The organism is Paraburkholderia sp. RL18-101-BIB-B (assembly GCF_046026985.1).
In the GTDB taxonomy this organism is placed as follows: Bacteria; Pseudomonadota; Gammaproteobacteria; order Burkholderiales; family Burkholderiaceae; genus Paraburkholderia.
In genome coordinates, this window is sequence record NZ_JARESV010000020.1 from 17,991 (window position 1) to 43,654 (window position 25,664).

The 25,664-nt window shown below is 62.1% G+C and carries 23 protein-coding genes; 9 read left to right on the plus strand and 14 right to left on the minus strand.

Annotated features, from left to right (window positions below; translation table 11 throughout):
- Window positions 1-2: 2 nt before the first annotated feature.
- The 7 genes from P0D73_RS25545 to P0D73_RS25575 all read right to left on the minus strand — a co-directional run bounded on the left by P0D73_RS25545 (window position 3) and on the right by P0D73_RS25575 (window position 11,267).
- Window positions 3-695, minus strand: a complete 693-nt coding sequence (locus P0D73_RS25545; protein ID WP_132374497.1) for an NnrU family protein — start codon at window positions 693-695, stop codon at window positions 3-5.
- A 253-nt stretch (window positions 696-948) separates the two neighbouring features.
- Window positions 949-3,210 carry a catalase/peroxidase HPI gene (gene katG / locus P0D73_RS25550; RefSeq protein WP_408433259.1) on the minus strand — a complete coding sequence of 754 codons (2,262 nt, stop codon included), beginning with the start codon at window positions 3,208-3,210 and terminating at the stop codon, window positions 949-951.
- 1,621 nt (window positions 3,211-4,831) lie between these two features.
- Window positions 4,832-5,569 (minus strand): aspartate/glutamate racemase family protein, encoded by a 738-nt coding sequence (locus P0D73_RS25555; RefSeq protein WP_408433261.1) that lies wholly within the window; start codon window positions 5,567-5,569, stop codon window positions 4,832-4,834.
- Window positions 5,566-6,783 (minus strand): S-methyl thiohydantoin desulfurase domain-containing protein, encoded by a 1,218-nt coding sequence (locus P0D73_RS25560; protein WP_408433263.1) that lies wholly within the window; start codon window positions 6,781-6,783, stop codon window positions 5,566-5,568. The genes P0D73_RS25555 and P0D73_RS25560 overlap by 4 nt, the downstream gene beginning before the upstream one ends.
- Window positions 6,773-9,091: a sigma-54 interaction domain-containing protein gene (locus P0D73_RS25565; protein ID WP_408433265.1), complete on the minus strand. Its 2,319-nt coding sequence runs from the start codon at window positions 9,089-9,091 to the stop codon at window positions 6,773-6,775. The genes P0D73_RS25560 and P0D73_RS25565 overlap by 11 nt, the downstream gene beginning before the upstream one ends.
- A 388-nt stretch (window positions 9,092-9,479) precedes the next feature.
- Window positions 9,480-10,124, minus strand: a complete 645-nt coding sequence (locus P0D73_RS25570) for a helix-turn-helix transcriptional regulator (RefSeq protein ID WP_168794008.1) — start codon at window positions 10,122-10,124, stop codon at window positions 9,480-9,482.
- Between the two features lie 174 nt (window positions 10,125-10,298).
- Window positions 10,299-11,267 carry an ornithine cyclodeaminase family protein gene (locus P0D73_RS25575; RefSeq protein WP_408282387.1) on the minus strand — a complete coding sequence of 323 codons (969 nt, stop codon included), beginning with the start codon at window positions 11,265-11,267 and terminating at the stop codon, window positions 10,299-10,301.
- A gap of 239 nt (window positions 11,268-11,506) precedes the next feature.
- On the opposite strand from P0D73_RS25575, the gene P0D73_RS25580 reads away from it, so the two are divergent.
- The 3 genes from P0D73_RS25580 (at window position 11,507) to P0D73_RS25590 (ending at window position 14,814) form a co-directional block, all read left to right on the plus strand.
- On the plus strand, window positions 11,507-12,295 hold the full coding sequence (locus P0D73_RS25580) for an ABC transporter substrate-binding protein (RefSeq protein WP_132374506.1): 789 nt from the start codon (window positions 11,507-11,509) through the stop codon (window positions 12,293-12,295).
- 107 nt (window positions 12,296-12,402) lie between these two features.
- Window positions 12,403-13,644, plus strand: a complete 1,242-nt coding sequence (locus P0D73_RS25585; protein WP_408433268.1) for an NAD(P)/FAD-dependent oxidoreductase — start codon at window positions 12,403-12,405, stop codon at window positions 13,642-13,644.
- A gap of 45 nt (window positions 13,645-13,689) precedes the next feature.
- A complete protein-coding gene (locus P0D73_RS25590) occupies window positions 13,690-14,814 on the plus strand; it encodes an aminotransferase (protein WP_408176767.1) in 1,125 nt (374 codons plus the stop codon).
- A gap of 28 nt (window positions 14,815-14,842) precedes the next feature.
- On the opposite strand, the gene P0D73_RS25595 is transcribed toward P0D73_RS25590, so the two are convergent.
- Window positions 14,843-15,244: a hypothetical protein gene (locus P0D73_RS25595; RefSeq protein WP_132376896.1), complete on the minus strand. Its 402-nt coding sequence runs from the start codon at window positions 15,242-15,244 to the stop codon at window positions 14,843-14,845.
- A gap of 64 nt (window positions 15,245-15,308) precedes the next feature.
- A complete protein-coding gene (gene nhaR, locus P0D73_RS25600; RefSeq protein WP_408176769.1) occupies window positions 15,309-16,205 on the minus strand; it encodes a transcriptional activator NhaR in 897 nt (298 codons plus the stop codon).
- 148 nt (window positions 16,206-16,353) lie between these two features.
- Here nhaR and P0D73_RS25605 point away from each other — a divergent pair, with 148 nt between their 5' ends.
- Entirely contained in the window at window positions 16,354-16,848 is a 495-nt protein-coding gene (locus P0D73_RS25605; RefSeq protein ID WP_408176770.1) for a CBS domain-containing protein, read from the plus strand.
- 81 nt (window positions 16,849-16,929) lie between these two features.
- Complete coding sequence (locus P0D73_RS25610; RefSeq protein ID WP_408433271.1) at window positions 16,930-17,889, plus strand: Tim44 domain-containing protein; 960 nt, start codon at window positions 16,930-16,932, stop codon at window positions 17,887-17,889.
- Between the two features lie 108 nt (window positions 17,890-17,997).
- Here P0D73_RS25610 and P0D73_RS25615 read toward each other — a convergent pair whose 3' ends face one another.
- From P0D73_RS25615 to P0D73_RS25630, 4 genes are all read right to left on the minus strand, one after another.
- Window positions 17,998-18,417, minus strand: a complete 420-nt coding sequence (locus P0D73_RS25615) for a RidA family protein (protein WP_408282397.1) — start codon at window positions 18,415-18,417, stop codon at window positions 17,998-18,000.
- 41 nt (window positions 18,418-18,458) lie between these two features.
- A complete protein-coding gene (locus P0D73_RS25620; protein WP_408176774.1) occupies window positions 18,459-19,283 on the minus strand; it encodes an isocitrate lyase/PEP mutase family protein in 825 nt (274 codons plus the stop codon).
- A gap of 40 nt (window positions 19,284-19,323) precedes the next feature.
- The gene (locus P0D73_RS25625) at window positions 19,324-19,866 is read right to left on the minus strand and encodes a carboxymuconolactone decarboxylase family protein (RefSeq protein ID WP_408176775.1); all 543 of its coding nucleotides are present in this window, start codon (window positions 19,864-19,866) and stop codon (window positions 19,324-19,326) included.
- A gap of 285 nt (window positions 19,867-20,151) precedes the next feature.
- Complete coding sequence (locus tag P0D73_RS25630) at window positions 20,152-21,114, minus strand: AraC family transcriptional regulator (protein ID WP_408176777.1); 963 nt, start codon at window positions 21,112-21,114, stop codon at window positions 20,152-20,154.
- Between the two features lie 281 nt (window positions 21,115-21,395).
- Between P0D73_RS25630 and P0D73_RS25635 the strand changes: the two genes are divergently transcribed.
- Window positions 21,396-22,034, plus strand: coding sequence for a septal ring lytic transglycosylase RlpA family protein (locus P0D73_RS25635; RefSeq protein ID WP_408433273.1), 639 nt, complete (start codon window positions 21,396-21,398; stop codon window positions 22,032-22,034).
- 368 nt (window positions 22,035-22,402) lie between these two features.
- Here P0D73_RS25635 and P0D73_RS25640 read toward each other — a convergent pair whose 3' ends face one another.
- Complete coding sequence (locus tag P0D73_RS25640; protein ID WP_408433275.1) at window positions 22,403-23,260, minus strand: c-type cytochrome; 858 nt, start codon at window positions 23,258-23,260, stop codon at window positions 22,403-22,405.
- A gap of 114 nt (window positions 23,261-23,374) precedes the next feature.
- Between P0D73_RS25640 and P0D73_RS25645 the strand changes: the two genes are divergently transcribed.
- The 3 genes from P0D73_RS25645 (at window position 23,375) to glnA (ending at window position 25,528) form a co-directional block, all read left to right on the plus strand.
- Complete coding sequence (locus tag P0D73_RS25645; RefSeq protein WP_168793996.1) at window positions 23,375-23,668, plus strand: GYD domain-containing protein; 294 nt, start codon at window positions 23,375-23,377, stop codon at window positions 23,666-23,668.
- 62 nt (window positions 23,669-23,730) lie between these two features.
- Window positions 23,731-23,940: a hypothetical protein gene (locus tag P0D73_RS25650; protein WP_132374516.1), complete on the plus strand. Its 210-nt coding sequence runs from the start codon at window positions 23,731-23,733 to the stop codon at window positions 23,938-23,940.
- Between the two features lie 82 nt (window positions 23,941-24,022).
- The gene (gene glnA / locus P0D73_RS25655; RefSeq protein ID WP_408433277.1) at window positions 24,023-25,528 is read left to right on the plus strand and encodes a type I glutamate--ammonia ligase; all 1,506 of its coding nucleotides are present in this window, start codon (window positions 24,023-24,025) and stop codon (window positions 25,526-25,528) included.
- Window positions 25,529-25,664: the final 136 nt, after the last annotated feature.

The following is a 25,664-nucleotide window of genomic DNA, read 5'->3' on the forward strand; positions in this document are numbered from 1 at the left end:
GTCTACAACCAGCGCCAGATGCCCGCCGCCCAGCCGGTGAGCGGGATATGAGCCCAGGTCGCCGCAAGCCAGACGACCAGCCCGCCCAGCAGCGCGTGCATGCCGAACCCGCTCAGCCGCGCGCGGCCGGCGGCGATCGCCGCGAACGGCAGGTAGCTGGTCTTCGCTTCCCATGCGGGCCAGAGATCGGGTTGGAGTTGCTGCTTCTTGCGGTCCTGCAGCGCGGCGCCGACGAGTGCGAGGATCACCATGGCCGCTGCAAGAATAATGTTCTTGGCCACGGGGAACACGGCGATGTGGCACAGCCCCCAAAGCGCGAACGACCACATCATCGGGTGACGCGTGATCGCGAATACGCCGCGGGCCGCGTCGGGAAACGAGCCGGGCCGGCCGCCGGTGGGCAGCGCCGGATTGCGGATCAGGGAACCCATCAGCAGGATCGACGCAATCAGCATGATCACGGTCGCAATCGCCCAGAGCCCGTCGCCTACCGGCCATAGCGGTGCGGAGAGGGGCGCCTTTCCGTAAGCCACGATCAGCCAGCCGAGCGTCAGGAACGCAACCAGCGAATAGACGCCCTGGAACGCCGTTTCGCCAATTGCGCGAACCAACGGTCCGCGCAGTGGATGGGATAAGAGAAAGTGGCTGCCCAGGAAGGCGACTGCCGCTGCCGCAACTGCACTGGTGCTTCCCATTGATCCGGCTCCTCAAGTCGTTGACCGTATCGCCCTCATTGTCGATGACGCGGTGCGCGGGCTCTTGACCTTGAAACAGGGTTTCGCCCATCCGCCACTCTCGCACACTCCCACATCGTTTCGCGCAAAAACAAACGGTGCGGCTCCGATACAGCGGGGCTCGCACCGTTGGTTTAACCTGGCAGTTTATCTTTCGTCCGGCGGGGCAACGTTCCGTCAGGGCGGCAACCCTGACGGAACCGCGGCGCCCCGCTCAGGCGAGATCGAACCGGTCGAGGTTCATCACCTTGACCCACGCGGCAACGAAGTCGCCGACGAATTTCTCCTTCCCGTCCTCGCTTGCATAGACTTCGGACAGCGCCCGCAACTGCGCGTGCGAACCGAACACCAGATCGACGCGGCTGCCGGTCCACTTCAACTCGCCGGTTTTGCGGTCACGTCCCTCGAACACGTCCTGGGCCGACGAGGCCGGCTTCCATTCCGTGCCCATGTCGAGCAGGTTGCGGAAGAAGTCGTTGGTCAGGGTCTCCGGCTTGCTGGTAAAGGTGGCTTGCGGATTCTGCCCGGTTCCTACCTTCAGGGCGCGCAAGCCGCCGATCAGCACCGTCATTTCCGGCGCGGTCAACGTCAGCAATTGCGCCTTGTCGATCAGTAGAGCCTCAGCCGGAACGCCGACTTTGCCCTTCAGATAGTTGCGGAAACCATCGGCGAATGGTTCGAGCGCGCCGACGGACTCGACGTCAGTCTGCTCCTGCGAGGCGTCCATGCGTCCCGGCGCGAACGGCACCGTCACCTGATGGCCGGCGCTCTTTGCCGCCTGTTCGATGCCGGCGTTACCCGCCAGCACGATCAGGTCCGCCAGCGAGATTTTCTTGCCGCCGGACTGCGCGCCGTTGAACTCGCTCTGGATGCCTTCGAGGACCTTCAGCACCTTCGCCAGTTGCTCGGGCTGGTTGACGGCCCAGTCTTTCTGCGGCGCGAGGCGAATGCGCGCGCCGTTGGCGCCGCCACGCTTGTCCGAGCCGCGGAAGGTCGACGCCGACGCCCAGGCCGTCGACACCAGTTGCGAGACGGGCAGCCCCGACGCCAGGATCTTCTGCTTGAGCGAGGCGACGTCCTCGTCATTGACGAGCGGGTGGTCGACTGCCGGAATGGGGTCCTGCCAGATCAGTTCTTCAGCAGGCACTTCCGGCCCGAGGTAGCGGGCACGCGGTCCCATGTCGCGGTGAGTCAGCTTGAACCATGCACGGGCGAAGGCATCGGCGAGCTGGTCGGGATTGTCCAGAAAGCGTCGCGAAATCTTCTCGTAGACGGGGTCCATGCGCAGCGAGATGTCGGTGGTGAGCATCGTCGGCCGGCGCTTTTTCGACGGATCGTAAGCGTGCGGGATCGTCTCGTCGGCGCCCTTGGCGACCCATTGGTTGGCACCGGCCGGGCTCTTGGTCAGTTCCCATTCGTACTTGAACAGGTTCTCGAAGAAGCCGTTGCCCCATTTCGTCGGCGTGGTGGTCCAGGTGACTTCCAGACCGCTGGTGATGGCGTCGGCGCCCTTGCCGGTGCCGAAGCTGTTCTTCCAGCCGAGTCCCTGGTTCGCGAGATCGGCGGACTCGGGTTCGGGACCGACGTTGTCGGCCGGACCTGCGCCATGCGTCTTGCCGAAGGTGTGGCCGCCGGCGATCAGCGCGACCGTTTCCTCGTCGTTCATGGCCATGCGAGCGAAAGTTTCGCGGATGTCCTGTGCGGCGGCGATTGGGTCCGGATTACCGTCGGGACCTTCCGGGTTGACATAGATCAGGCCCATCTGCACGGCGCCCAGCGGATTTTCCAGGTTGCGTCCGTTGTCGTCGCGGCTGACCTCTTCGCCGTGCTTCTGTTCGTCCGCGACGATCACGCCGCCGTCGTCGTTATCGCCCGCGGCTCCCTTGCCATAACGGACGTCGCCGCCCAGCCACGTCTTTTCGTTGCCCCAGTAGACGTCCAGGTCCGGCTCCCACGTGTCGGGGCGACCACCGCCGAAGCCGAAGGTCTTGAAGCCCATGGTTTCGAGCGCGACGTTGCCGGTGAGGATCAGCAGATCGGCCCAGGAAATTTTCTGGCCATACTTTTGCTTGATCGGCCAGAGCAGGCGGCGCGCCTTGTCGAGGCTGACGTTGTCCGGCCAGCTGTTGAGCGGCGCGAAACGCTGCTGGCCGCGCCCGGCGCCGCCGCGGCCGTCGCCGATGCGGTACGTGCCGGCACTGTGCCAGGCCATGCGGATGAAGAGCGGCCCGTAGTGGCCGAAGTCCGCTGGCCACCAATCCTGCGAATCGGTCATCAGCGCGGCGAGGTCCTTTTTCACCGCCGCCAGATCGAGGCTCTTGAAAGCCTCCGCGTAATTGAAGCCGCCGTCCAGCGGGTCCGACCTGCTTGAGTGCTGGCTTAGCAGGTCCAGCCGCAGCTGCTTCGGCCACCAGTCACGGTTCGTCGTGCCGCCGCCGGCAGTATGGTTGAACGGGCACTTTGCTTCGGTTGACATGCGCTATCTCCTTGAGAGGACGTACCCACTATTTGTTCTGTTACGGTGTTTGTCTTCTGTGGCGCATTGCACGATCCCGCGCCGAGGGGGCTGCCGGAACATTACCTGGTGGGCTCTTGTGGGGGTACTGGGTGTACCACTGCGATTACCCGACGCACATGCTCTCCATCCGATACGGATATCGTGGCATGCATTGGACGAGCATAGCTCGCGTCGGCAGGCCTGCTGCTGCAACTCAAAATATAGGTGAGAGTCACCATCAATAGAATGAGATTAAGGCAATGCCGTCGATAGTACACGCCTATGAAATACCGCGGGTTTTCGGTGTCATAGGCGGCAATGGCCGGCACCATTGCTCGGGGCGGCCGAAGGCGGCGATGTTGCGGCAAGTGGACGAAACCAGTGCCGGCGTTCGGGCGAACACCGGCGGAAGAAGGGGATGCAACCGGCTGGACCCAGCCGATTCATTCGATTGAAAGCGTTGTGTTTGCTCGTTGCCGCGCGGTCCGCCAAACAAGGCCAACCGGCTACCGACGCGTGTCGGCTAACCGTTCAATTCGGCAACGAGCCGGGACAGACGGGCAATGCGATAGCCGAACAGAGGCGCGTGTGGACAATTTTTCAGATGCTCGACGCGGTCGCGCCAATAGGTGGGCGGAAAGGGCTCTCGCGACGCGCAGGCGATTACGCGTTCCAGATGAACGAGTTCTCTCTCGAAAATGTGGTGATGCATTGTTTGAAACCCCGTAAATGGCCAGTGTGGTCGACTCGCGAGGTCTAACAGTCTGACGCCGCGTAGGGTTGCCAGTAGCAGATTCTGTTCCACGCCTGGTGCCGCGTTTTCACCGCGGTCGGCGCAGACTGATTAGAAAGAACGAGCCGCCGCTGCTTGTCTCCGGAAGGGAGGGCAACGACGGCCGAACCCCGTAGCAGCTCGCCTGGTGCATAGCCAGACGGTTTCCGCCATTTCGCAGTCGCGCATCGCAACGAACTTCTCTATGGAAGCATTCGGTCGCGATGCGCTGACACACGACAGTCACAACTACAACAACTGCACAGCCCTCTCTCGGTCTGTTGCCAACGACTCGACATCGTTGGACTCGATCGGCGCGTCAACTATTGTTCGGATCACTAACCGAATGGCCTCGCTGAATAGCGGCGTCCCGGGTGTCGGCGGCGCCGGCGATTCGGCAGCAATCTGCACGTCGCCGGACGTCGGTGTGTCGAACGCTTTGCAGCGCGTGATCTTGTTGGTCTCTCAGGTTCCCCCGGCTTGTCGGACGGATTTGCTGCGTGTTCCGGAAACCGCCTGTCCAGGGTGTTTTTTCAGGCGGCATTTTGTCTCACTATTTAAGCAATGACTGTGCCAGGCATCGAGACTGCATCGGAGCGGGCATGCCGGAAAATTTCACGCGCGAAATTGGTCAGTCTCGTCCATGCATACCCAAAAGATTGGACGAATTCGTCCAATTGACCGTATCCGGCAGGGCGAGAGGGCGCTTTCGTCCACATGGGGACGAAAGGCGATTGCGAGGCAGGCGAAAAAGGCGGAACTGGAAGGCGAGAGCATCCGGCGCGGCAAGCGCGCCGCGCCGGACGAGCACGGAGAGAAGTGTCCCGCTTACGACTGGAGACTGACCTTGCTGTAAGTCAACCGGCTCGGGCGTACCTTCATCCGCACCAGCGAGACAAGGAAGCTGAAGCCGGCCTGATTCGGATCGATCACCGGCACATACGCGCCGAGCGCCTCGCCGAGCAGCGTGGAGACGCGGCTCGCGACGTCGACGAAACCCGTGCAGCCGAGCAGAATGGCTTGCGCGCCGTCGTCCTTAATGGCCTTCAGCGCCGCCTCGAAGGTGCGAACGACCACCACGTCGACGTTATCGAGCTGCGCGACCGGGCAATCGATCGCGTGGATCGATGCGAACGTGTCCTGGATGCCATAGGTCTGCGGATGACCGCGCTGCATCGCCAGCGTGCTTTGCAGGATCGTGATGATCGAGAACCGCTGGCTGAGCATCAAAGCCGCGAAGGCCGAAGCGGGAAACCCGCCGATGATCGGAATGTCGATGACTTCCCGCGCGGCCTCGACGCCGCACATATCGAAGTCGGTCAGCCAGATGCCGTCGAAACCGTCGTTGGCAATGGACTGCGCGAGTTCGACCACCGGCATGCCGTTCTGCAGCCAGTTCGTGCGGCTCTCGATATCGGGATGCCCCTCGGTGATATTGCGAATTTCGACCTGCACGTCCGGCGGCACGACCGGCGCGATGGCTTTCATGATGCGGTCGTTGTAGGCCGATGTGGCGACGGGCACGAGCACGCAGATGCGCAGAGGTGAGTTCGAAGGCGAGGTCATGATGCGTCTCCCTTGCGCGCGAACTGCAGCGACTCAAGCGGCACATACGGCCCGAGATAGCCGAGCGAGTTCAGCAACTGCATGAAGCTGTCGAGAATCAGGCCGGGCTTGCGCAATTCGGCTTCGGCACGCCAGGCGATCAGCGTCACGGGGCGCTTGCCGATCACCGGGTTCAACGAACCGTCATCCTTAAGCAGGTCGCCGTTGCTGAAGATCGCCTGGCCTTCGCCGCCAACGAAATACGCGACGCTGTCCGGCGCCAGCACGATCGGCTGCGGACATGCGCTGTCCCACGCGAGCAGCGACTCGTTCTGGTACATCACCGTATAGGTGCGCTGTCCGGCCTGAATATGAACCTTGCCGACGTCGAAACCGCCGCTCGTATCGACTTCGGCGGAGACCAACTCGCCGGGCTCCGAAATGGCGCGCGCGGCGAGCCCGCAATGTTCGGCGAGATAGCCGATCATCTGCTGGGCGCTGCCGATCCGCCCGGCCTGCGCCGCGCGCCCGAGCTCCAGCGCGCGCGTCAAGGTGCCATGAATCGGCGTCGCGCGACGGATATCGGCCGGCTTCATCACCCACATGGCGAGGCCGCCGAACTGGCCGAACTCGGGATCGGCGACGACCGGACGCATCATCTGCTCGACAATCGCCGACACGTCGCGTTGATGGGTCGGGCCACCCTGGTTGCTGGCGCGCGGCGTCACGTCGAGTTCGACACACAGGCCGCCCTGGCTCACGAGGAACGCCGGGCGCGGATCGATCTCGGCCGCCGCGAAGGTGAGCATCGGCAGCGAGGGCACGGCGCGGCCGGCGCCGTCGGCGTCGATCACCGCGAGGCCGAGTTTCGCCGCCACGAGCGCCGCCACCGTGAAGCCCAGCGCGCCGCTTTCCGGCGGCATCACGTAGGCGAGCTTCGTCGCTTGCGAGGCGAGCCGGGCCTGGACATTCTGCACGGCGGTCACGGGTCCGATCGGATAGATGGCGGAATTGATCGCTTCAGGCGCGCCGAGATAGGCGACCATGACGGCCGCGCCTTCGGTGGCCTCGTCGACCGACACCACCTTGACCGTGTCGGACGGGTAATAGTCGCCGGTGACGAAGTGCTCGGCCAGATGCCGCGCGGATTCGATCGTGCCACCGCCGCCGCTTCCGAAGAACGCTGCTCCCAATAGCAGCGGTTCCAGATCTTCCCGGCGTAATTCATATGCCATTTGCGATTCCTTTACTGTCGAGGTTGAAAGAAGCGTCCTGCTGAAGTTCGGCAAGCAAATTCGCGGCACTGGTGACGCGCGTGGTCGGATCCGTCGTCAGCGAGCGCAGACCGCGCTCGAGTGTGTCGATGGCTTCTGCGCCGCGGCCGATGGAGCGCAGCAGATCGGCGAGGTAGCGCGCGGCGTCCACGCGCGCCGGCACCGAACCGAAGGCGAGCGCGGTGGACAGCGCGGTGCGCAGACCGAGTTCGGCGGCGTTCACATCGCCGAGGGCCCATTGCGCGCGCGCCCGGGTGACCAGCAGTTCGCCCAGGTAGACACGTTCCTGACGGGCGAGGGTCTCGTCGATCGCGGTGGCGAGAATCGCCTCGCAGGCCTTCGCGCGGCCGGCGCGCAGCAGCAGTTCGCCGTGCTGCCACGTCTTGAAGGAATAGAACAGCGCGCCGCCATTGCAAACGACGTGGTTGTCGTAGCCGTCGAGCATCACGGTTTCCGCTTCGTCGGAATGGCCGAGCGCGCTGAGGTGGCAGGCGCGGAGCACCTGGCCCACACCCCGATAGAACGCGAAGCCGTTCGCGATCGACACCGATTCGAGTTCGCTCGCAAGATTGCCGAGCCGGTCGACGTCATCGAACAGGCAGGCGAGCCAGGCGGCGCCCTGCAGGTTGACGGCGTGAGCGAGCGCGTGCGCGCCCGGTTCGGACGCGCGCAGGATCAACATCTCCATGGCGCGCCGCGCCTGCCCGAATGCGCCGATCTGATAGGCGGCCAGCCCTTCGAAAGTCAACGCGAGGCTGGCCAGATCGATCCCTTGCGAGCCGGTACGGGTGTCGTTGCGCCCCACGCTGAGCAGGTTGCCGCGCGCGAGACAGGCCAGCGCTTCCTCGCTGTCGCCAAGCCAGAAAAGCGTGTTGGTCATCGCGACGTGAGCTTCGTCGAGTGAGACCCGGTCGCCGCCATTCTGTGCGCGCTCCAGCATGTTCTGCGCGGTCGCGCGCGCCTGCTTGAGCTGAAGCGTCGTCAACTGCGTGGTCCAGATGCCGAACTGGATCGCGGCGATTTCGGCGGGCTCGCAAACGCCTTCGCCGATCGTCAGCGCGGCGGCGTAGCAGGCGGTGGCCTCCGCGTACAGCCAGCCGTGCACGCTGCGCAAGCTCATGCCGAGCAGCCGGTACGCGTCGAACTGCAGACGGCGCACCGCCTCCTGTTCGTGGGGCGTCTGCAACACGTCGAGGCAGCGGCGCAACAGCGGAATGGCTTCGGCGAACTTCGACTCCTCGATCAGCGCGCTCGCATGTTCGAGACATTTGCGCGCTTCCCGGTGATGCTCCTCGCGTGACTTCAGACGCCGCTCGATGGTCTTGCGGCCCACGCCGAGCATGGTTGCGGCCGCACTCTTGTTGCCGCTGGTCCGCTCGAGCGCGCGGTCGATCAACAGGTCCTCGGCGGCCGCGAGCTTGTCGCGGCCTTCGAGTTGCAGCAGCATGTCGGCAAGGCTCGCGCGCGACACCGGTCCGCTGGTTTCGTTGGCGAGAAACGGTTCGAGCGAGTCGACATCGATGAGCGTGTTTTCGGCGAGCACGCTCAACTGGCTGATCAGATTGCGCAATTGCCGGATATGCCCCGGCCACGAATGCTGGCAAAGCCGCCGGATGGCAGCCGGCGAGAACTCGAGACGGCGCGCGTGCTGTGATGCGAAATGGGTGACCAGCGCCGGGATGTCCTCGATGCGTTGCTCGAGTCCAGGCACTGCCAGCACGAAAACCGCGAGCCGATAGAACAGATCCTCGCGGAATAACCCTTCACGCGCGAGTTCACGCAGGTCGCGGTGGGTCGCGGCGACGACGCGCCCGGCGAAATGCAGACTGGTGGACGAACCGATCGGACGGAAGGTGCGCGTTTCAAGCACGCGCAACAGTTTGGGTTGCAACGCAAGCGGCAGTTCGCCGATTTCGTCGAGCAGCAGCGTACCCTTGCCGACCTGCTGGAAAAGTCCCTGGCGGTTTTCGCCCGCGCCGGTGAACGCGCCTTTGACATGCCCGAATAGTTCGGCTTCGACGAGGTTTTCTGGAATCGCGCCGCAGTTGACGTCGACGAACGGTTGGTCCTGGCGCTGGCTGTGGGCATGCACGCGGCGAGCGACCAATTCCTTACCCGAACCGGTCGGGCCGAAGATGAGCAAAGGATGTTCGGTCGGGGCGACCCGATCGATCATGCGGACCAGTTGGCGAAATGCCGGGGCGCCGCCCACGAAGGCGCCCGAATCAGCCTTGTCGTGGGCGAACGGAACGACAGGGGTGTAACTCATTGCAAAGCACGCTCCACTTGAACCGCGCGTGGCGCTACGCGGAAATTGCCGTCGAAAGGACGGGACGGACGGTCATGCATCGAGCGCGTTTCCGGCGAAATCTTCCGGTTACGTTGTCGGGACCGTCCGCCGCAAGAAGAGACAGAGTATGACGGCTTGTTGCCGATCTTGTCCTTGTCGAAATTAATCCTGGCCGGAGGTTGATGAAAGCTTGCGGCGCTGCCGCCGATTCGGCGACAGGCATGGTATAGGGCGTGTAAAGGCAAGGCACGAATGGGTATTGGCCGCGACGGCGAAAGCGCGCCTGGCCGATTGACGATGCGTTACCCTGATAACGGCGTTTCAGCGATGATTCTTTAATGGAAGTCGGACTTCCTATTAGGCCCTATCAGGCTGCCGCGCCTCGCAGATCCCTGATATGTTGATAGACCGTGGCACGCCCCATCCCGAGTACGTTCGCCACATAATTCGCCGCGCTTTTCCCCTTGAATGCGCCCTCGGCCCACAGCGCTTCGACCAGTTCGCGGCGGTGGTCGCGAGTCAGGGAGTTCAATGCCAACTGGCGCTCCTGAAGCCACGTGTGGAGAAACGTGTTGATGCGCTCCTGCCAGTCGTCCTTGAACAATTCCTCGGGCTGCTTCACCAGGCCGGCGCCGGAGATCACGCGGTCGATGACATGCTTCACGTCTTCGAATACCGCAATGTTGTAGTTCACGCACATCACGCCGATGGCGGCCTCGGCGTCGTCGAAGAGCACCGTGCTGACGCAGCGCATGCGCCTGCCATCCCAGTTGATCTTTTCATACGGGCCGATGGTGCCGGACTCGGCTGAATGGTCCATTTCTTCCAGCGCCGACTCGTCGCCCAGCTCGCGCTTGGACAGGTTGTTGGCTATGTAGGCCACGGTCTGGCTTTGCAAGTCATGGATGACAATTTCGACGTACGGGAAGAACAGCAGCGCGATGCCGTCGGCGACCCGGCTGTAGCGATCCAGAAGAAGCCGGCGTGCGGCTGTGGTCTTGGTCTTGCGCATAGGGATGGGTGAAGTTCCAGTTTTCGGAAAGTCCGCAGCGTGTTGCGTCATGGTGCTGCAAGTCCGTGTGTTGTCCGCCATTTTGCCATGAGCGGGATCTCGATCCAGTTGCTCTCCCGGCGCTCGTCGCGCCGTGCTGGACCTGCTCATCGCACGCCCTGTGTCACCGCAATGTCACGCATCCCGCTGCGTCAAATACCTGAAGAGTTCGAACGCGATGGCCACGTCTTCCAGGCCAAGTCCGATCGAGCGAAAAAACGCGTGTTTGTGATAGGACGGCTTTTGCGCGACGCCCGAAACGAGTTCGGGCAAATCAGCCACGACCTTGTCGGCGGACCATCCGTGTCGCTGCGCGGCCAACTTCATTTCGCCCGCGCTGGCCGGCGTGGTTTGCCGGTAGTCGCAATAGACATCCATGGTGGGAATCCATGAGGGCGGAATTTCGTGGGCGTTCACGGCGTTGGTGCTGATCGACGTAATGAGCGCCGGTTTGCCGAGCATGCCTTCGTGCAGCACGGGCGTACCCGATGAGGTGCACAAGACCACCACATCGGCTTCGCGCACGCAATCTTCAATCGTGTTGGACACGACGACGCGCTCGTCGAGGGCCGCGACCGCCGCGCGCTTCGCCGCGTTGTCCTTGAGATCGGGCGAGAACACCTGAATCGAGCGCCACTGACGCACCGACGCCAGGTGGCGCAGATGCGCCTGGCCCACCGCGCCCGAGCCGATGATCGCGAGTTTTCCCGCATCGGGCGCGGCGAGGTGCTCGACGGCAAGCGCCGTTGCACCGGCGGTGCGCTCGATCGTGAGCAAGCCGGCATCGCACCACATCAACGGCTGTCCCGTTTCCATCGACATCAGCGCGGTCCACGCGGTAATGACCGGCTTCGTTGGCGTGACGATGTACGGCGACAGTTTCGCGCCGAATACCTTGGCGCTCGCCATCACGCCGAGGTACGTAATGAAGTCTCCCGCGCCGCCTGGAAACAGAGTCAGCGTTTGGGGCGGCTGCACCGCGGCGTCGTTGCCGAGCGAGCGAAACATCTGCGTCAACGCATCGCGCACGTCGAGATGAGGTAGGGCTTCGCGAACGGTTTCCTGATCGACGATCAACGGAACGGCTTTTTCTATCTTGCTCATTGGATTGCTCTCCACAACGTTGCCGGCCTCCGGCGTGGAAGCAATTCTAAAGTCAAAAAGTCCAGTCTGGACTTTTATTTTGAAAATTGCTTGCTTTTACCGGAGTCCAGAATAGACTGTTGATCCAGAGAGAGTGTGAGGCCGGCTTCGCGCAGCGCCCCATGCGCCGTCTCGAGGCTTTGCGGTCAGCCGTTGTCCGTGCCCTCAATTCGCGATGCCCAACTACCCAGGGAGCCACCATGCTTCAGAAGCTGTCACTTTCAATTTTCGTCGCTGCTGCGTTGCTCGGTTCGGTCGGCACCGTCAGCGCGGAGACTCAAAACACCTTGCGCTTCGGCATCGAGGCAGCGTATCCGCCGTTCGAAAGCAAATCGCCGACGGGGCAACTGGAGGGCTTCGACGTCGACGTCGGCAACGCTGTTTGCGCCAAGATGGGCGTGAAATGCGAGTGGGTGGAGAATGCATTCGACGGGCTGATTCCCGCGTTGCAGGCCCGCAAATTCGATGTGATCAATTCGGCCATGAACATCACCGCAAAGCGCAAGCAGACGATCGATTTCACGCGGCCGATCTATGTCGTGCCGATCGTGATGGTGGCCAAGCGCGGTTCGGGCTTGATGCCTGACGTGAAGAGTTTGCAGGGCAAACGCGTGGGCGTGCTGCAGGCGTCGTCGCAGGAAGATTTCCTGAAACGCCACTGGGCGAATGCCGGCGTGTCGATCGTCTCATACGCCGACCAGGATCAGGTGTACACCGACCTCGTGGCGGGGCGGCTCGATGCGGCCGTTCAGGAAGCGCAGACTGTTCAGGACGGTTTCCTGAACAAGCCCGCAGGCCATGACTATGCGATTGCCGGCCAACCGCTCAGCGATCCGGCAACGCTCGGCGAAGGGACCGGTTTCGGTTTGCGCAAGGGCGACAAGGCGCTGGCCGGGAAGATCGATGCCGCGCTCGACGCGCTGAAAAAAGACGGCACGCTCAGCGCGCTTTCGCAGAAGTACTTCAAACGCGACATCATTGCGAAGTAAGGCGTTGTCGAACCGGTGCGAACCGGTGCGAACGGATTCGCGCCGGACCCGCGTGCGAGTTGTCGCATGCGCGCTTCCGGTCCCGTCAGTGAAAGCAGAGCGAGCGTATGGATTTCGATGTAATCGTGCTGGGCGCCGGGATCGTCGGCGTGTCGTCCGCGCTGCACTTGCAGGATCGCGGCCAACGGGTGGCGCTGGTCGATCGGCGCGGTCCGGGTGAAGAAACCAGTTTCGGCAACGCCGGCCTGATCGAGAGTTCCTCGGTCGTACCGTACGCTTTTCCGCGCAATCTCGGCACACTGCTGCGCTATGCGCGCAATCGCTCGACCGATCTTTACTGGGACTATCGGGCGCTGCCGTCTTTTGCCGGCTGGCTCGCCCGTTTCTGGTGGGAGTCGTCCCCCGAGCGGCTGATGGCCGCGGCGCACGACATGCTGCCGCTGATCCGGCAAAGCGTTGCGGAGCACGATGCGCTGATCGAGCGTGCCGGCCTCGAGCAACTATCGAGTGACAAAGGCTGGATCGAGGCGTTTCGCACGCCGGCGGAATTCTCGCGGCAGGCGGCCGCCGCCGAAGTAACGGCAAGTACCTATGGACTGCATGTAGCGGCGCTCGATGCCGCGGCGTTGGCCGCGCGCGAACCCGGCGTCGCGACGGGATTTTGCGGAGCGTTGCATTGGCAGGATCCGAAAAGCATCGTCAACCCCGGCGCGTTGACGAAGGGCTACGCACGTCTGTTCGAGCAGGGCGGCGGCGCGTTGTTGATCGGCGAAGCGACGACGTTGAAGGCGGAAGGCGGCGCGTGGACCGTTGAAACCTCATCGGGCAGGATCAGCGCGCGGGAAGTCGTCGTGGCGCTGGGCCCGTGGTCGGATCAGGTGTTCGCGCCGCTCGGATATCGCATTCCACTGCGGGCGAAACGCGGCTATCACATGCACTACCAACCCACGAAGCCGATCCTCTCGATGCCGCTCGTCGACTCGCAGCAGGGTTACGTGGTGGCGCCGATGGAAGGGCGTCTTCGGCTGACCACGGGCGTCGAAATAGCCCGGCGCGATGCAAAGCCGACAGGGATCCAGCTGGAGCGCGCCGAGCGCACTGCCAGACCGACATTCGGTCTCGGTGCGCGGCTCGACGAGCGTCCGTGGCTCGGCTTGCGTCCGTGCACGCCCGACATGAGGCCGGTCATTGGGCCTGCGGCTCGCCATAAAGGGCTCTGGTTTGCGTTCGGCCACAACCACCACGGATTGACGCTCGGCCCCGTGACAGGCCGTTTGCTGGCGGAGATGATGACCGGCGCTCAGCCATTTATCGATGCGCGTCCATTCCGTCCCGAGCGGTTCGGCTAGCTGTTCATCAACGGATCGCCTGATTGAATAACAAAGGAGAGTGACATGAAGATCAAGGACTTCGGCGTCGAGCGGTGGATGGATCTGTACGAAACCAGGTGTACGTACAACCTGGCGGAAACCTGCGTGGAATCGCTGACCGTCGATCAGTTGCTGACGCTCGCCAACAAACAGGACAGCATTCTCGACGAGCTACGCGGGCTCAAGCTCACATACGGTGCAATCGAAGGTTCGACCCGGCTGCGTGAAGCGATCTCGGCAATGTACGCGCGCCAGTCGCCGGAGAATCTGATCGTCACGCACGGCGCTATCGGCGGCAACGCGCTGGTGTACGAAACCCTGGTCGAGCCTGGCGACACGGTGATTTCCGTTCTGCCGACCTACCAGCAGCACTATTCGATTCCCGAGAGCTACGGCGCCGACGTGCGAATCCTGAAGCTGCGCGAGGAGAACCGGTTTCTTCCCGATCTCGCCGAACTGCGCAGTCTCGTCAACGATAAAACCCGACTCATCGCGATCAATAACCCGAACAATCCGACCGGCTCGCTGATGGACGAGGCGTTTCTCGCCGAGATCAGCGAGATTGCGCGTTCGTGCGGTGCGTATGTGCTATGCGACGAGGTATATCGCGGCACCGATCAGGAGGGCAGCGGCTATACCGCTTCGATTGCGGACGTGTACGAGCGCGGCATCAGTACCGGCAGCATGTCCAAAACATACTCGCTCGCGGGACTTCGGCTCGGCTGGATCGCCGGTCCGAAGGATCTGATCCGCGCCGTCGCGATTCATCGCGACTACAACACGATCAGCGTTGGCATGATCGACGATCATTTCGCCTCCATCGCGCTGGAGAACCGCAAGGCGATTCTAGCCCGCAATCACGACATCGTGCGGACCAACCTGGCGATCGTGGACGCGTGGATTGCCAAAGAACCGGCTATGTCTTATATCAAGCCGAAGTCGGGAACCACAGCATTGTTGAAATTCGACCTGCCGATGTCGTCGCTTGAATTCTGCGTGGAGCTGATCGAACAGACCGGCGCGATGCTGACGCCGGGCAGTGCGCTCGACATGGAAGGTTACGTGCGCCTTGGGTACGCCAACAACCGCGACGTACTCGAAACAGGGCTTGCGAAAGTTTCAGAATTTCTCGCGAAGCATCGAGCCTGATTCATCGTCGACCGGGACGTGAGGGCATTCACTCCTCGCACTTCACGTCCTGTCTTCGCACGACGATGATCACCGGATAGGTCCCGTGTTCGAGTTCCACGCGCGCGACGACGGACATCGTCTCATTGTCGACATCGTCGTACACGCTGACCTTTTCATTCCGCAGGCTCGTGAGGCCGGTACAACCGGACGCGCGGCCCTCGTCGGAAACCTTGCATTGAATCGGGTTGTCCGCAAGGAAGCGATATCGGTCCCGGTTGGGGGTCGCCAGGTATTCACGAAAACTCTGCGCCGATCCGCCGATGCCGGTGACATACCCAATCGCGCACTGCAGCTTGGGTGTGTCGCTGCTTCCGGCTGTCTGGGCTGTCGCGGCCGTGCTTGCGGCCGCGATGAGCGCCGCGAATGTCGATGCAAGAAGGTATTTCATGGCGCGAATCACGATGGTCGGACGAAGTGCTGGATTGTAATGGCATCTTCGCAAGCATGCTCCGCTAGACATTGAACAGCTCGCTACGCGCCGCGTCCAGAATCATCGCGACAGCCGGATGACTGATGCGGCGCTCGATCGAGATCGCAAAGAATTCTTCGACGATGGAATTGATCTGGCCGACCGTCGTCAGCTTGTGTTCGGCCTGTAGCTGGCTTTCCAGCACGGTGGGCGCGAACAGCAAGCCGCGGCCTTCTCGGGCGAACGCCATGGTCATGGCCCCGTCGTCGAACTCGCCGACGATGCGCGGCGAAATGGCATGGGACGCCAGCCAATGATCCAGCTTGCGGCGCACCGCCGATTCCGTACCGGGCAGCAACACCGGCAACTGACCGAGCGACAACGGGAAGCGCTTTCTGCCGCTCTGGATCAGCGCTTCCGCGCCGAAGCAACTGAGCGTCGAGCGGCCGAGCCGGTGATTGAACGCCTTGATGTTGACGTCGGCGGGAATGGGGGCGTCCGCGATGATCAGGTCGAGGCGGTGGAGGGCCAGTTGCGCGAGCAGCGCATGCAGCTTGCCCTCGTGGCAGATCATGCGCAGCGACACGGACGCGCTCAGCGCGGGTTCCAGCAGCCGGTACGCGATCGCCTTCGGCACCGAATCCGCGATTCCGACGCGAAACCGCGTTTGCGGGCCCGCTTCGTTCTCGCGCCGCACGGCGCTTTCGAGCTCAGAGCCTAGCGAGAATATTTCGTCGGCGTAATCGAGCGCCAGGCGGCCCGCGTCGGTGAGTTCGAGGGTGCGGCCGCTTTTCCTGAACAGCTTTTTATCCAGCGCCTCTTCGAGCAGCTTGATCTGCCCGCTGAGCGTTTGCGGCGAGATGTGCAACTGCTCGCCCGCCCGAACGATGCCGCCCGCGTGCGCCGCGACCCAGAAGTAATGCAGATGCTTGAAGTTCACGATCTCTCCGTCGATTACGCAATGCTACGGTTTTCTCGAAGTGTCAGCATTGAAAATACGTATTTTACGTTATCTCGCGTTCAGGTAGATTGAGGTCTCGCCCATGAGTTCATGCGGGGCGGCTAACGGTACCTGACGGAGGTGGCAGATGGCATCGGTTGCGCAATTCCTGCGTTCAAAGGCATCCCAGACAGTATGGTCGACCCAGGCATCCGCCGCGGTTTACGACGCGATCGCGATCATGGCTCACCGGCAGGTGGGCGCGCTCATCGTCGTCCATGAAGGGCGCGTGGCCGGCATCGTCACGGAGCGCGATTACGCGCGAAAAATCGTGCTGATGGACCGCTCGTCAAGGAATACGCCGGTGCGCGACATCATGTCGACGGCCGTGCGCTATGTCAGCCCGGAGCAGACCACCGAGGAATGCATGGCGCTCATGACGGAGCTCCGGATCCGTTATCTGCCTGTGATTACCGCGGGGCAGGTGGTCGGCATGGTGTCAATCGGCGACCTGATCAAGAATCAGATTGCCGAGCAGGAAGACACCATCCGGCAGTTGGAGCACTACATTCACGGCAACAGTCTTCAGGTTGCTCAACATGGCTTTCAGGCGCAATCACCAGCAAGTTTGACCACTCAATAATATTACTGTTCGTAATGTTTTCCGCGCGATGAAGAAAGGCGCGCGAAGCGGGCAGTCCCCTGACTCACCAAAGAGGTTTTTATGTACACGCAGATCATCAATCAACTTCGACGGGTTGCCGGCTCGGTGACGCGCGGGACGGCGGCGCTCGGACTGGCGGGGCTCCTTGCTCTCGGCGCCGTGGCTTCGAACGATGCCGAAGCGAAGCGCGTGGGCGGGAGCCAAAGCATCGGGCGTCAGTCGCAAACGGCGTCGCCGTCCGGGCAAACACAACGGGGCCAGCAAGCTCAACCGGCGCAGGCCGCGCAGACGCCGGCCGCCGCCGCGGGTAACCGCTGGATGGGTCCGCTCGCGGGGCTCGCCGCCGGGCTTGGCATTGCAGCGCTGCTGTCGTCGTTTGGTCTTGGCGAGGGGCTCGCGCAAATGCTGTCGAATGCGCTGCTGATCGGAGCGGTGATTCTCGCGGGCGTGCTGCTGTTCCGCTTTATCGCCAACCGGCGCCGTCCGGATCTTGCTTATGGACACGGTGCCGCGAACCGGCAGCAAACGGGCGGTTCAACATTCCTGAACCAGATGGGGCAATCGCGGCCTGAGGCGACTTTTCGGGGCTGGCCGCGCGCAGCGATGGGTTCGACCGGAGCAGCGAACGGCATGAAGGCGCCTGAGCTGTCGCTCGGGCCAGATCAGGCGGCATTTCTCGTATCGGCGAAGGCGATGTTCATGCGTCTCCAGGGTGCGTGGGACAGGAACGAACAGGGGGACCTGTTCGAGTTGACGACGCCGGAGATGTTCGCGCGGCTCAAGCAGGATCTGGAAGCGCGGGGCCGCGAGCCGAGCCATACGGACGTGCCACAACTCGATGCCGAGGTACTGGGCACCGAAAGCAATGCGGATGAAACGCTCGTCAGCGTTCGCTTTTACGGTCAGATCCGGGAAGACGATGCACAGACCGCGCAGCCGTTCCAGGAAATCTGGAACCTGGTCAAACAGACGCAGGGCGACCAGGCGTGGCGGCTGGCCGGTATCCAGCAGATCGACTGATAGACCGACCGATAGCGGCACGGTGAGGCCGGCGCGAAGCAGCGCCGGCCTTCGGCCGCTCATGCATTTGATGTCAAAGAGCGGCAACGAGTCGCCCTGCGACCGTCATCATCTGGACACTGAGATGCGGCTGCTGTCGATCGCCGCGACGCAATCGATCTCGATGTCGAAGTGTCCTGGCCACGCCGGCACATTGATGAAAATCCTCGCCGGCGGGTTCGGTCCAAAGAAGCGCGCATAGATCGCGTTGACGGCCGGAAACGCTTCAACCGATGTGCAATACACGTTGCACTTGAGCACCTGATCGAGCGATGAACCCGCCGTCTCGACGCACAGTTTCAGTTGTTCCAATACCCGTTCCGTCTGTAGCTCGATCGGTGCGTCCATTACTTCGCCGGTGCTCGGATCGAACGGCGGAAACCCGGACACATAGATCGTGTCGCCGTGGCGGGTGACAGCGGAAGTCGGCGCTTTCCAGCGCTCGAGCCAGCTCGAAAGCGGTTCGACACGAATGATTTCACGGCTCATGGTTCGCTCCATGTAGAAGGGGTTATTCGATGAAGAAGACGCTACGCCACATCCTGAAACATATTGTTCAACCACGCGCCCGACGGCTCCTTCGGCAAGCGATCGAAGCGGCCGTCCGCAAGCGACTGAACGCTAGTCACCAGCCCGCCCCATGCCGCGCGTGCGAGTGCGCCGCCCACGCTCACGCGCCGCACGCCGAGCCTCGCCAGTTCGTTGAGCGTAAACGCGGAAGGTCCGCCGATCAACAGATTGACGGGCTTCGGGCTGACCGCGGCGAGCACCGCTTCGATCTGCTCGCGCGTCTGGATGCCCGGCGCGTACAGACAGTCGGCGCCGGCTTGCGCATAGGCTCGTAAGCGCGCAACCACGTCGTCGAGATCGGCCACACCGACAAAGAAATTCTCCGCACGGCCGACGAGCAACGTGTCACCGCCTGTCTCGTCGATCGCGCGTCTTGCCGCGGCAAGGCGTTTGACGGCGACATCGAGCGGAAACAGCGGCGACTTCGGATCACCCGTCGAGTCTTCGATCGACAGCCCGGCGATGCCGGTATCGACCGCCATCCGGACGCTATGCGCCACCTCGGTGGGATCGTCACCGAAGCCGTTCTCGAAGTCGGCGTTGACCGGCAGATCTGTCGCGCCGACCATCTCGCGAAGGTGCGCGAGGATCGCATCGCGTGACACGCCGTTGTCCGGCCGGCCAGTCGACCACGCGAAGCCGGAGCTGGTCGTGGCAATCGCCTTGAAGCCGGCCGACGCCAGATAACGCGCGCTGCCCACGTCCCACGGATTCGGCAACACGAAGCATCCGTCTTTGTGCAACGCGCGAAACGCCGAGCGTTTTTCAGCAGTATGGCGAGACATGATCGATCTCCTTGTTTGAGGACGTGGCAGCGCGCAGTCGTTACACGACTTCGGTTTCGACGACCGGAAAATCGACCTCGGTATCGAAGGCGTTGTTGACGAAATTCGTCAGCATGAATTGCGCGGCGAGCGCGATGATTTCGACGATGTTCGCTTCGCTGAAGCCGGCTTCGCGCACGGCGTGCAGATCGTCTTCTGTGATTTTGCCGCGGGTTTCCATCAGCGCCTTCGCGAACGCGACGGCCGCGGCGGTTTTGGGCGTATGCGATTTGCCGAGCCGGTTCAGGCGAATCTCTTCGTCGTCGATATGCGCCATGTTGCTCGCGACATAGCTATGCGCAGACAGACAGTACTGGCAGCCGTTGACCTGGGACACGGCGAGCGCGATGCCGTCGCGCAGTTTCGCATCGAGCGTCTTTGCAAGCGCGCCTTGCAGGGCGGCCCAACCGTTCAGCGCATTGGGGCTGAGCGCCATGATGCGAAAGAGGTTGGGCGTCATCTTCAGTTGCTTCGTCATTGCATCGATGACCGGCTGCGAAGCGGCCGGGATAGCGTCGTTGGCAGGGAGGGCGATGCGGGTCATGGTCGTGCTCCTGTTTCGGATGATCGGGAGAAGGATGCGTCTGCATCGAAATATCGGCGTGCGTTCTCGGCTGCATTGATGAAAATTCTAGGCGTGCAGGTCAAACAAAAAATCCTGAGAACAGACGCAAAAGTCCGTGGATGCACGTGAAGGCGCGATCGCTTTAAAAACGAAACCGGCGCCTTGCCTCGGCGTTGACATGCCGGTGCAAGGCGCCGGTCAGGGCGCAAGAGCGTGCGAGTCAGGAATGCCGGGTCCGGCAAACAACGCAAGAAATCCTGGCGATCAACCCTTTACGGATCCCTCACGGTATTCGGCGGGGCCCGTATCGAACACCTCGCGAAACGCGCGCACGAACGCGCCGCGGCTCGCATACCCGGCGTGCCGTGCCACCTGATCCAGCGACAGGTCGCCGGCGCGCAACTGGGCGGCCGCCTGGCGCATGCGGATGTCGCGCAGCACCTGCATCGGTGACTGGCCGAGCGCGGCCGAAAAGCGCGCCATGAACGCCGAGCGGCTGAGGATCGCTGCATCCGCAAGACTGGCGACGGTGTGCTGCGCACCGGGGCGGGCCACCATGTCGGCGAAGGCGCGCGCGATTTGCGGATCGCCGAGCAGCGCGAATCGCTCCATCCACAGTGCGTTGGATTTCAGCGACCGGCGCACGAGCGCGACGATCACCTGTTTGAGCAACGCGCCCGACATCGCGCCGGCGCCGATCTCCTGCGCGACGAGCTCATCGAACGCCGTGCGCAGATAAACGTCGAGCCGGTCGGAAGCTTCGAACTGCTCGACGATCGGCGTCGACAACGTCCCGAACAGATTGATCGACGCGCCGAAAGACGCCTTGAAATAGCCGCAGATCATGACGGTCATCGGTTCGGCATTCCCCGCGCGGAAGCGACTGATCGAATCGACGACCTGTTTGTGCTCGCGTCCAGGCACCACGGTCGGCGCGATACCCGCCTGGTTTGCCGGGACCTCGAGCTTCAGTGAATGACGCGGCGGCACGATCAGCAGCGTGTGAGGTTTGAGCGGCACGGTCTCGGCGCCTGCGATGTGCAGGCGCCCCACGCCCGACAGGATGTAGTGGATGCCGGGCGCGTCGTGGCCATCCAGTTCCAGCATGAATCCCTGGCTGACCAGGCATTCGGAAAGCCCCAATACCTGAATGTCGAGCAGGGTGATCAGCTCGTTCAGATTGCTGGGTGATAGACGTGGCGACGAAATTGCTTGTGAAACAGGCATGGGTCATCCGCGGGAAGTGAGGCAATCAACAGATGTTTGAGCGTGGACGATGATTGTCGCAGGTTTCCGGTGAACGCAATCGTGTGCAGCAGGCGGCAGAGCCGCGCCTGGACTCGCCAGACGGCGCGTGTAGTGAACGCACGGACGTCGGATTGAACCATACGGACACCCTCCAAGCGTGGCGTGAGAGGCTTTTCTAGAAGCCTGACTACACCCTGATTTACGTGTCTTTCTTGCTGAAGTGGGTGCCCGCTGCCTTCACACGGTGAAGAGGAGCGCAAATGGAAAACAAACTTCATACCACAGAGAGCCGGTTATCCGGCCCACGTCTCGAAGCTGAACTGATGCGTGCGAAAACGCGGCGGATGCCTCGCGCGTCGCTATGCAAGGCTCGAGCGCTTCTGTTCGTGGTCTTGTCGTGCTTCCTGAGCACGGCGCTTCCAGCGCAAAAGTCGGTATCCGCCGATGCCAGTCCAGCGAGCACGCCGAGCGCCAAGGCAGCTCAACACAGCCATCTCGATCGCTCCGGCAAGTCCCGCAAGGGCAAGGCCTCGTATTACGGGCGGGAGTTCTATAAGAAGGAGATGGCCGACGGTACGCCGATGAATCCGCAATCCAATGCCGCCGCAAGCAAGACGCTACCGCTTGGCACCAAGGCCCGGGTCACGAATCTGAAAAACGGTAACAGCGAGGTGGTCGAAATCAGGGATCGCGGTCCCTATGTCAAGGGTCGAATCGTCGACCTGTCGCCCAAGACTGCGGATAAGCTCGGGTTGAAAAAAGATGGCGTCGCCCCGGTCGAGGTCAAGCCGGTGGAAGTTCCGCAGGCCGACGGTAGCGTGAAGCCGGGCGCAGGTGTACAGGAAAGCGAACGCGGCAGGGCGTCGGCAGAGTTGCAGGATAGCCATTCCTTGCGTTGAATGGATAGCGCGATGACAACGGACGCTTCCCATCGTTCGGCTTGTCAGAAGGCTTCGTGAGCGGACGTTTGCCCGCATCGACGCAATGCCGGGAGATGGCGCGCGGTTGGTGCCGCGTTATGCGGGTGGGCAACTCATCGACTTAACATGCAAGCTCTGGCAGGGATACGATTGAGGCAGCTGCGGGATCCCCGCCGCACTCAGATTCGAATCGCCACCAGTCGCGGCGCAGCCGGCGAGCATCATCGCCAGACTCGATATGACCGCGACGTGACTCCACACAGTAGATCGCATAGGTGCTCGACACAACAGGAACGGGTTGCGGTAGGGGATTTGCTTCGCGAACGCTACAGGCCTGCTGTCGATCTTCAAGGTCTGGTCACCGAAAGGTAAGCCGCGGCCTCTTCGATCTGCGAGTCGTTCAACGTCGCCGCGACGGCTGTCATTGTTCCCGGCGCCGGCGGCTTCCCCTTCGCGCGGGCCTGAAATTCGTGGAGCCGCGCAACGACAAATGCCGCCGGTTCACCCGCGATGCCCGGAAAGCGCGCGCCATTACCTTTACCGCCGGCCCCGTGACAGCTGAAACAGGCGGGAACGTTGGATCCCGCACCCATCTCGGCGAGCTGCTTTCCGGCGATCACCAGACTCTGCTGCGGCGGCGTGCCTTCGGCAAGGGGCGGGTTCTGCCTGGAAAAAAAGTTGGCGAGTTCGTGTATTTCGCTATCGGAAAGATTGAGTGCGACCGTCTGCATGACAGAACTTGCACGGGTGCCCGCCTTGAACATTGACAACGCATGCGCGAGATAATCCGCATCCTTGCCGGCAAGCCGCGGCCCACCGGTGACGGTGCCGGCGCCCAAGGCGCCGTGGCACGCCACACACGTTGCGATGGAGGGCGCCGTCGCCCCCGCGGCCATACCTTGCGCATTCACTGCGGACTGTGCATGACAGGTGCCGGCGAAACCGAAGAGCGCGGCAATCGAAAGCGAACGCAAGCCGTCGCGCAGCATGTTGGTAGAACGTGAACTGATCATCATGGTCTTCCCGATATCCTCCGGACAAGCGTCCGGTGAACGACGCTGTGAGGCGATTCTGCGGGAATGATTCTGACCAGCGAGCGACGAAAGAATTACGGATTTGTTATCTAAGGCGACGGGCCTGTCTGCCGCCCTCACGCGTCGCTCGACTGCCCATAAAGCCAAACAGCCAGTGGCGCGCGATTCCATTGCATAGAATCAGGTTACGCGCAGAACGCTTTCGGGCAACACGATCGCAGTCGCGTTCGCGGTCGAGCTTGCGCGTGTACAACGCGATTCGTACTAATCGTAAGGAGAATCGTCATGGCGACCTATGTGGTTCTTGCGCAATTCACCGATCAGGGCATACGCAACATCAAAAACAGCCCGCAACGGGCCGGTCAGGCGGCGGAGTTGGCCAAGACCTTTGGCTGTGAAATGAAAGAGATCTACTGGACGGTAGGCAAATACGACATCGTCACGGTCATCGACGCACCGGATGAGCAAAGCTTCGCGGCATTCGGCTACGCGTTGGGGTCGGCAGGCAATGTCCGCACGCAAACGCTGCGTGCGTTCACGAAGGACGAATGCAGCGCGATTATCGGCAAACTTCCATAAAACAAGCAGTCATCTGATACGTGAGCCGTTCTCTTTCCGCGACTCTTTCTCAGGAGATCACAATGAACGCAAAAGCAAACGACAGCGAAGACGTCCGTGCATTCGTTCAAACGGCCGAGCAGGCCGGCGAGTTTGTCTGGGTCATTACGCTGGTCGACTTCGGGGCACAAAAGGTCAAACGGTCGATGGTTTCGGACGACACATTCGCCATGCGCGCTGCGGCTCAGGACGCCGGCGAAGCCTATCTGAAGGGGCTGACGGAAGACCGGTAGCGAGGCGGGCAGGCGCCTTGTCTTCGCTCGCGGACAGACTAAAGTTGGACCAAAGGCAGAGGGCCGCGAGAGGAGGAAGCCAATGTCCACCACGCCACAAGCTGCGGCATCGCCTCCCACGGTGTCTGTCGAAGCAGGTCGCTTCCACGTCGATCGGCCAGCAAGCGCGAACGATGTGATCGACCTGGTGCGGCAAAAGAATATCCAGATCGTCGATTTGAAGTTCACCGACTTACCCGGACTCTGGCAGCACTTCTCGATCACGCTGCCTGAGGTTCACCCGGACCTGTTCGACGCCGGCATCGGCTTTGACGGCTCGTCGATCCGCGGCTTTCAGGAGATCCACGAATCGGACATGCTGCTCAGACCCGATCCGGCGACCGCTTTTGTCGATCCGGTTTATGACACGCCGACTCTGTCGATCATCTGCGACGTCGTCGACCCGATTTTGCAGCAGCCCTATTCACGCGATCCGCGCTTTGTGGCGAAAAAGGCGGAAAACTATCTACGCCAAACCGGCATTGCGACCACTTGCTATGTCGGACCCGAACTCGAGTTCTTCATCTTCGACTCGATCCGCTTCGGTCAGGACCAGCATTGCGGCTTTTACTATGTCGAGTCGTCCGATGGCGACTGGAATACAGGTCGTGACGAGGGTGCGTATGGTGGCGGCAATCTCGGCTATAAACAGCGCTACAAGGAGGGCTATTTCCCGGTTCCGCCTCACGACACGCTGCAGGAAATCCGCTCGGAGATCGCGTTGACACTGCAGCAGGTCGGCGTGCAGATCGAAGTGCACCACCATGAGGTAGCCACCGCCGGCCAGAACGAAATCGACATGCGGTTTGCCACGCTCACGCGCATGGCCGACAACGTGATGATCTACAAGTACGTTTGCAAGAACGTCGCGCGCCGGCACGGAAAAGTGGCAACTTTCATGCCGAAGCCGCTGTTTGCCGACAACGCGAGCGGTATGCATTGCCACCAAAGCCTGTGGAAAGACGACGAGAATCTCTTTTACGACGCGAACGGCTGGGCGCTGACTTCCGACCTGTGCCGCTGGTACATTGGCGGCTTGCTGCAACATGCACCTGCGCTGATGGCTTTTTGCGCCCCGACCACCAATTCATACAAGCGTCTGGTGCCGGGCTACGAGGCGCCGGTCAATCTCGCGATGTCGCAGCGCAACCGTTCGGCAGCGGCGCGCATCCCGATGTATTCGGATTCGCCGAATGCGCGGCGCGTCGAGTTTCGCTGTCCGGACCCGTCGGCCAATGCGTACCTTGCCTTCGCGGCGATGCTGATGGCCGGTCTCGACGGGATTGAGAACAAGACTGATCCGGGCGACCCGCTCGACCGCAACATCTACGACCTTTCGCCCGAAGAAGCCCGCAACATACGCCAGGTTCCGGGCTCGCTCGACGCGGCGCTCGCAGCGCTGGAGGACGACACTGCGTTCCTGCGCAAAGGCGATGTTTTCACCGACGACGTGCTGCAGACCTGGATCGACTACAAGCGCAGACACGAGATCGAGCCGATCAAATTGCGTCCGCATCCCTGGGAGTTTTACCTCTATTTCGATATTTAAACTGAACATTCGGACCGGACATAACGAGGCGGGCAGGCTTCGTTTTGACGATACGCAGTGCCTGTGAGGCGAGGGTGACTATACTCAAAGAGGCCGCCTCTGATTCAGGTTCACCGGGTTCAGGTGGTAGAGGCGC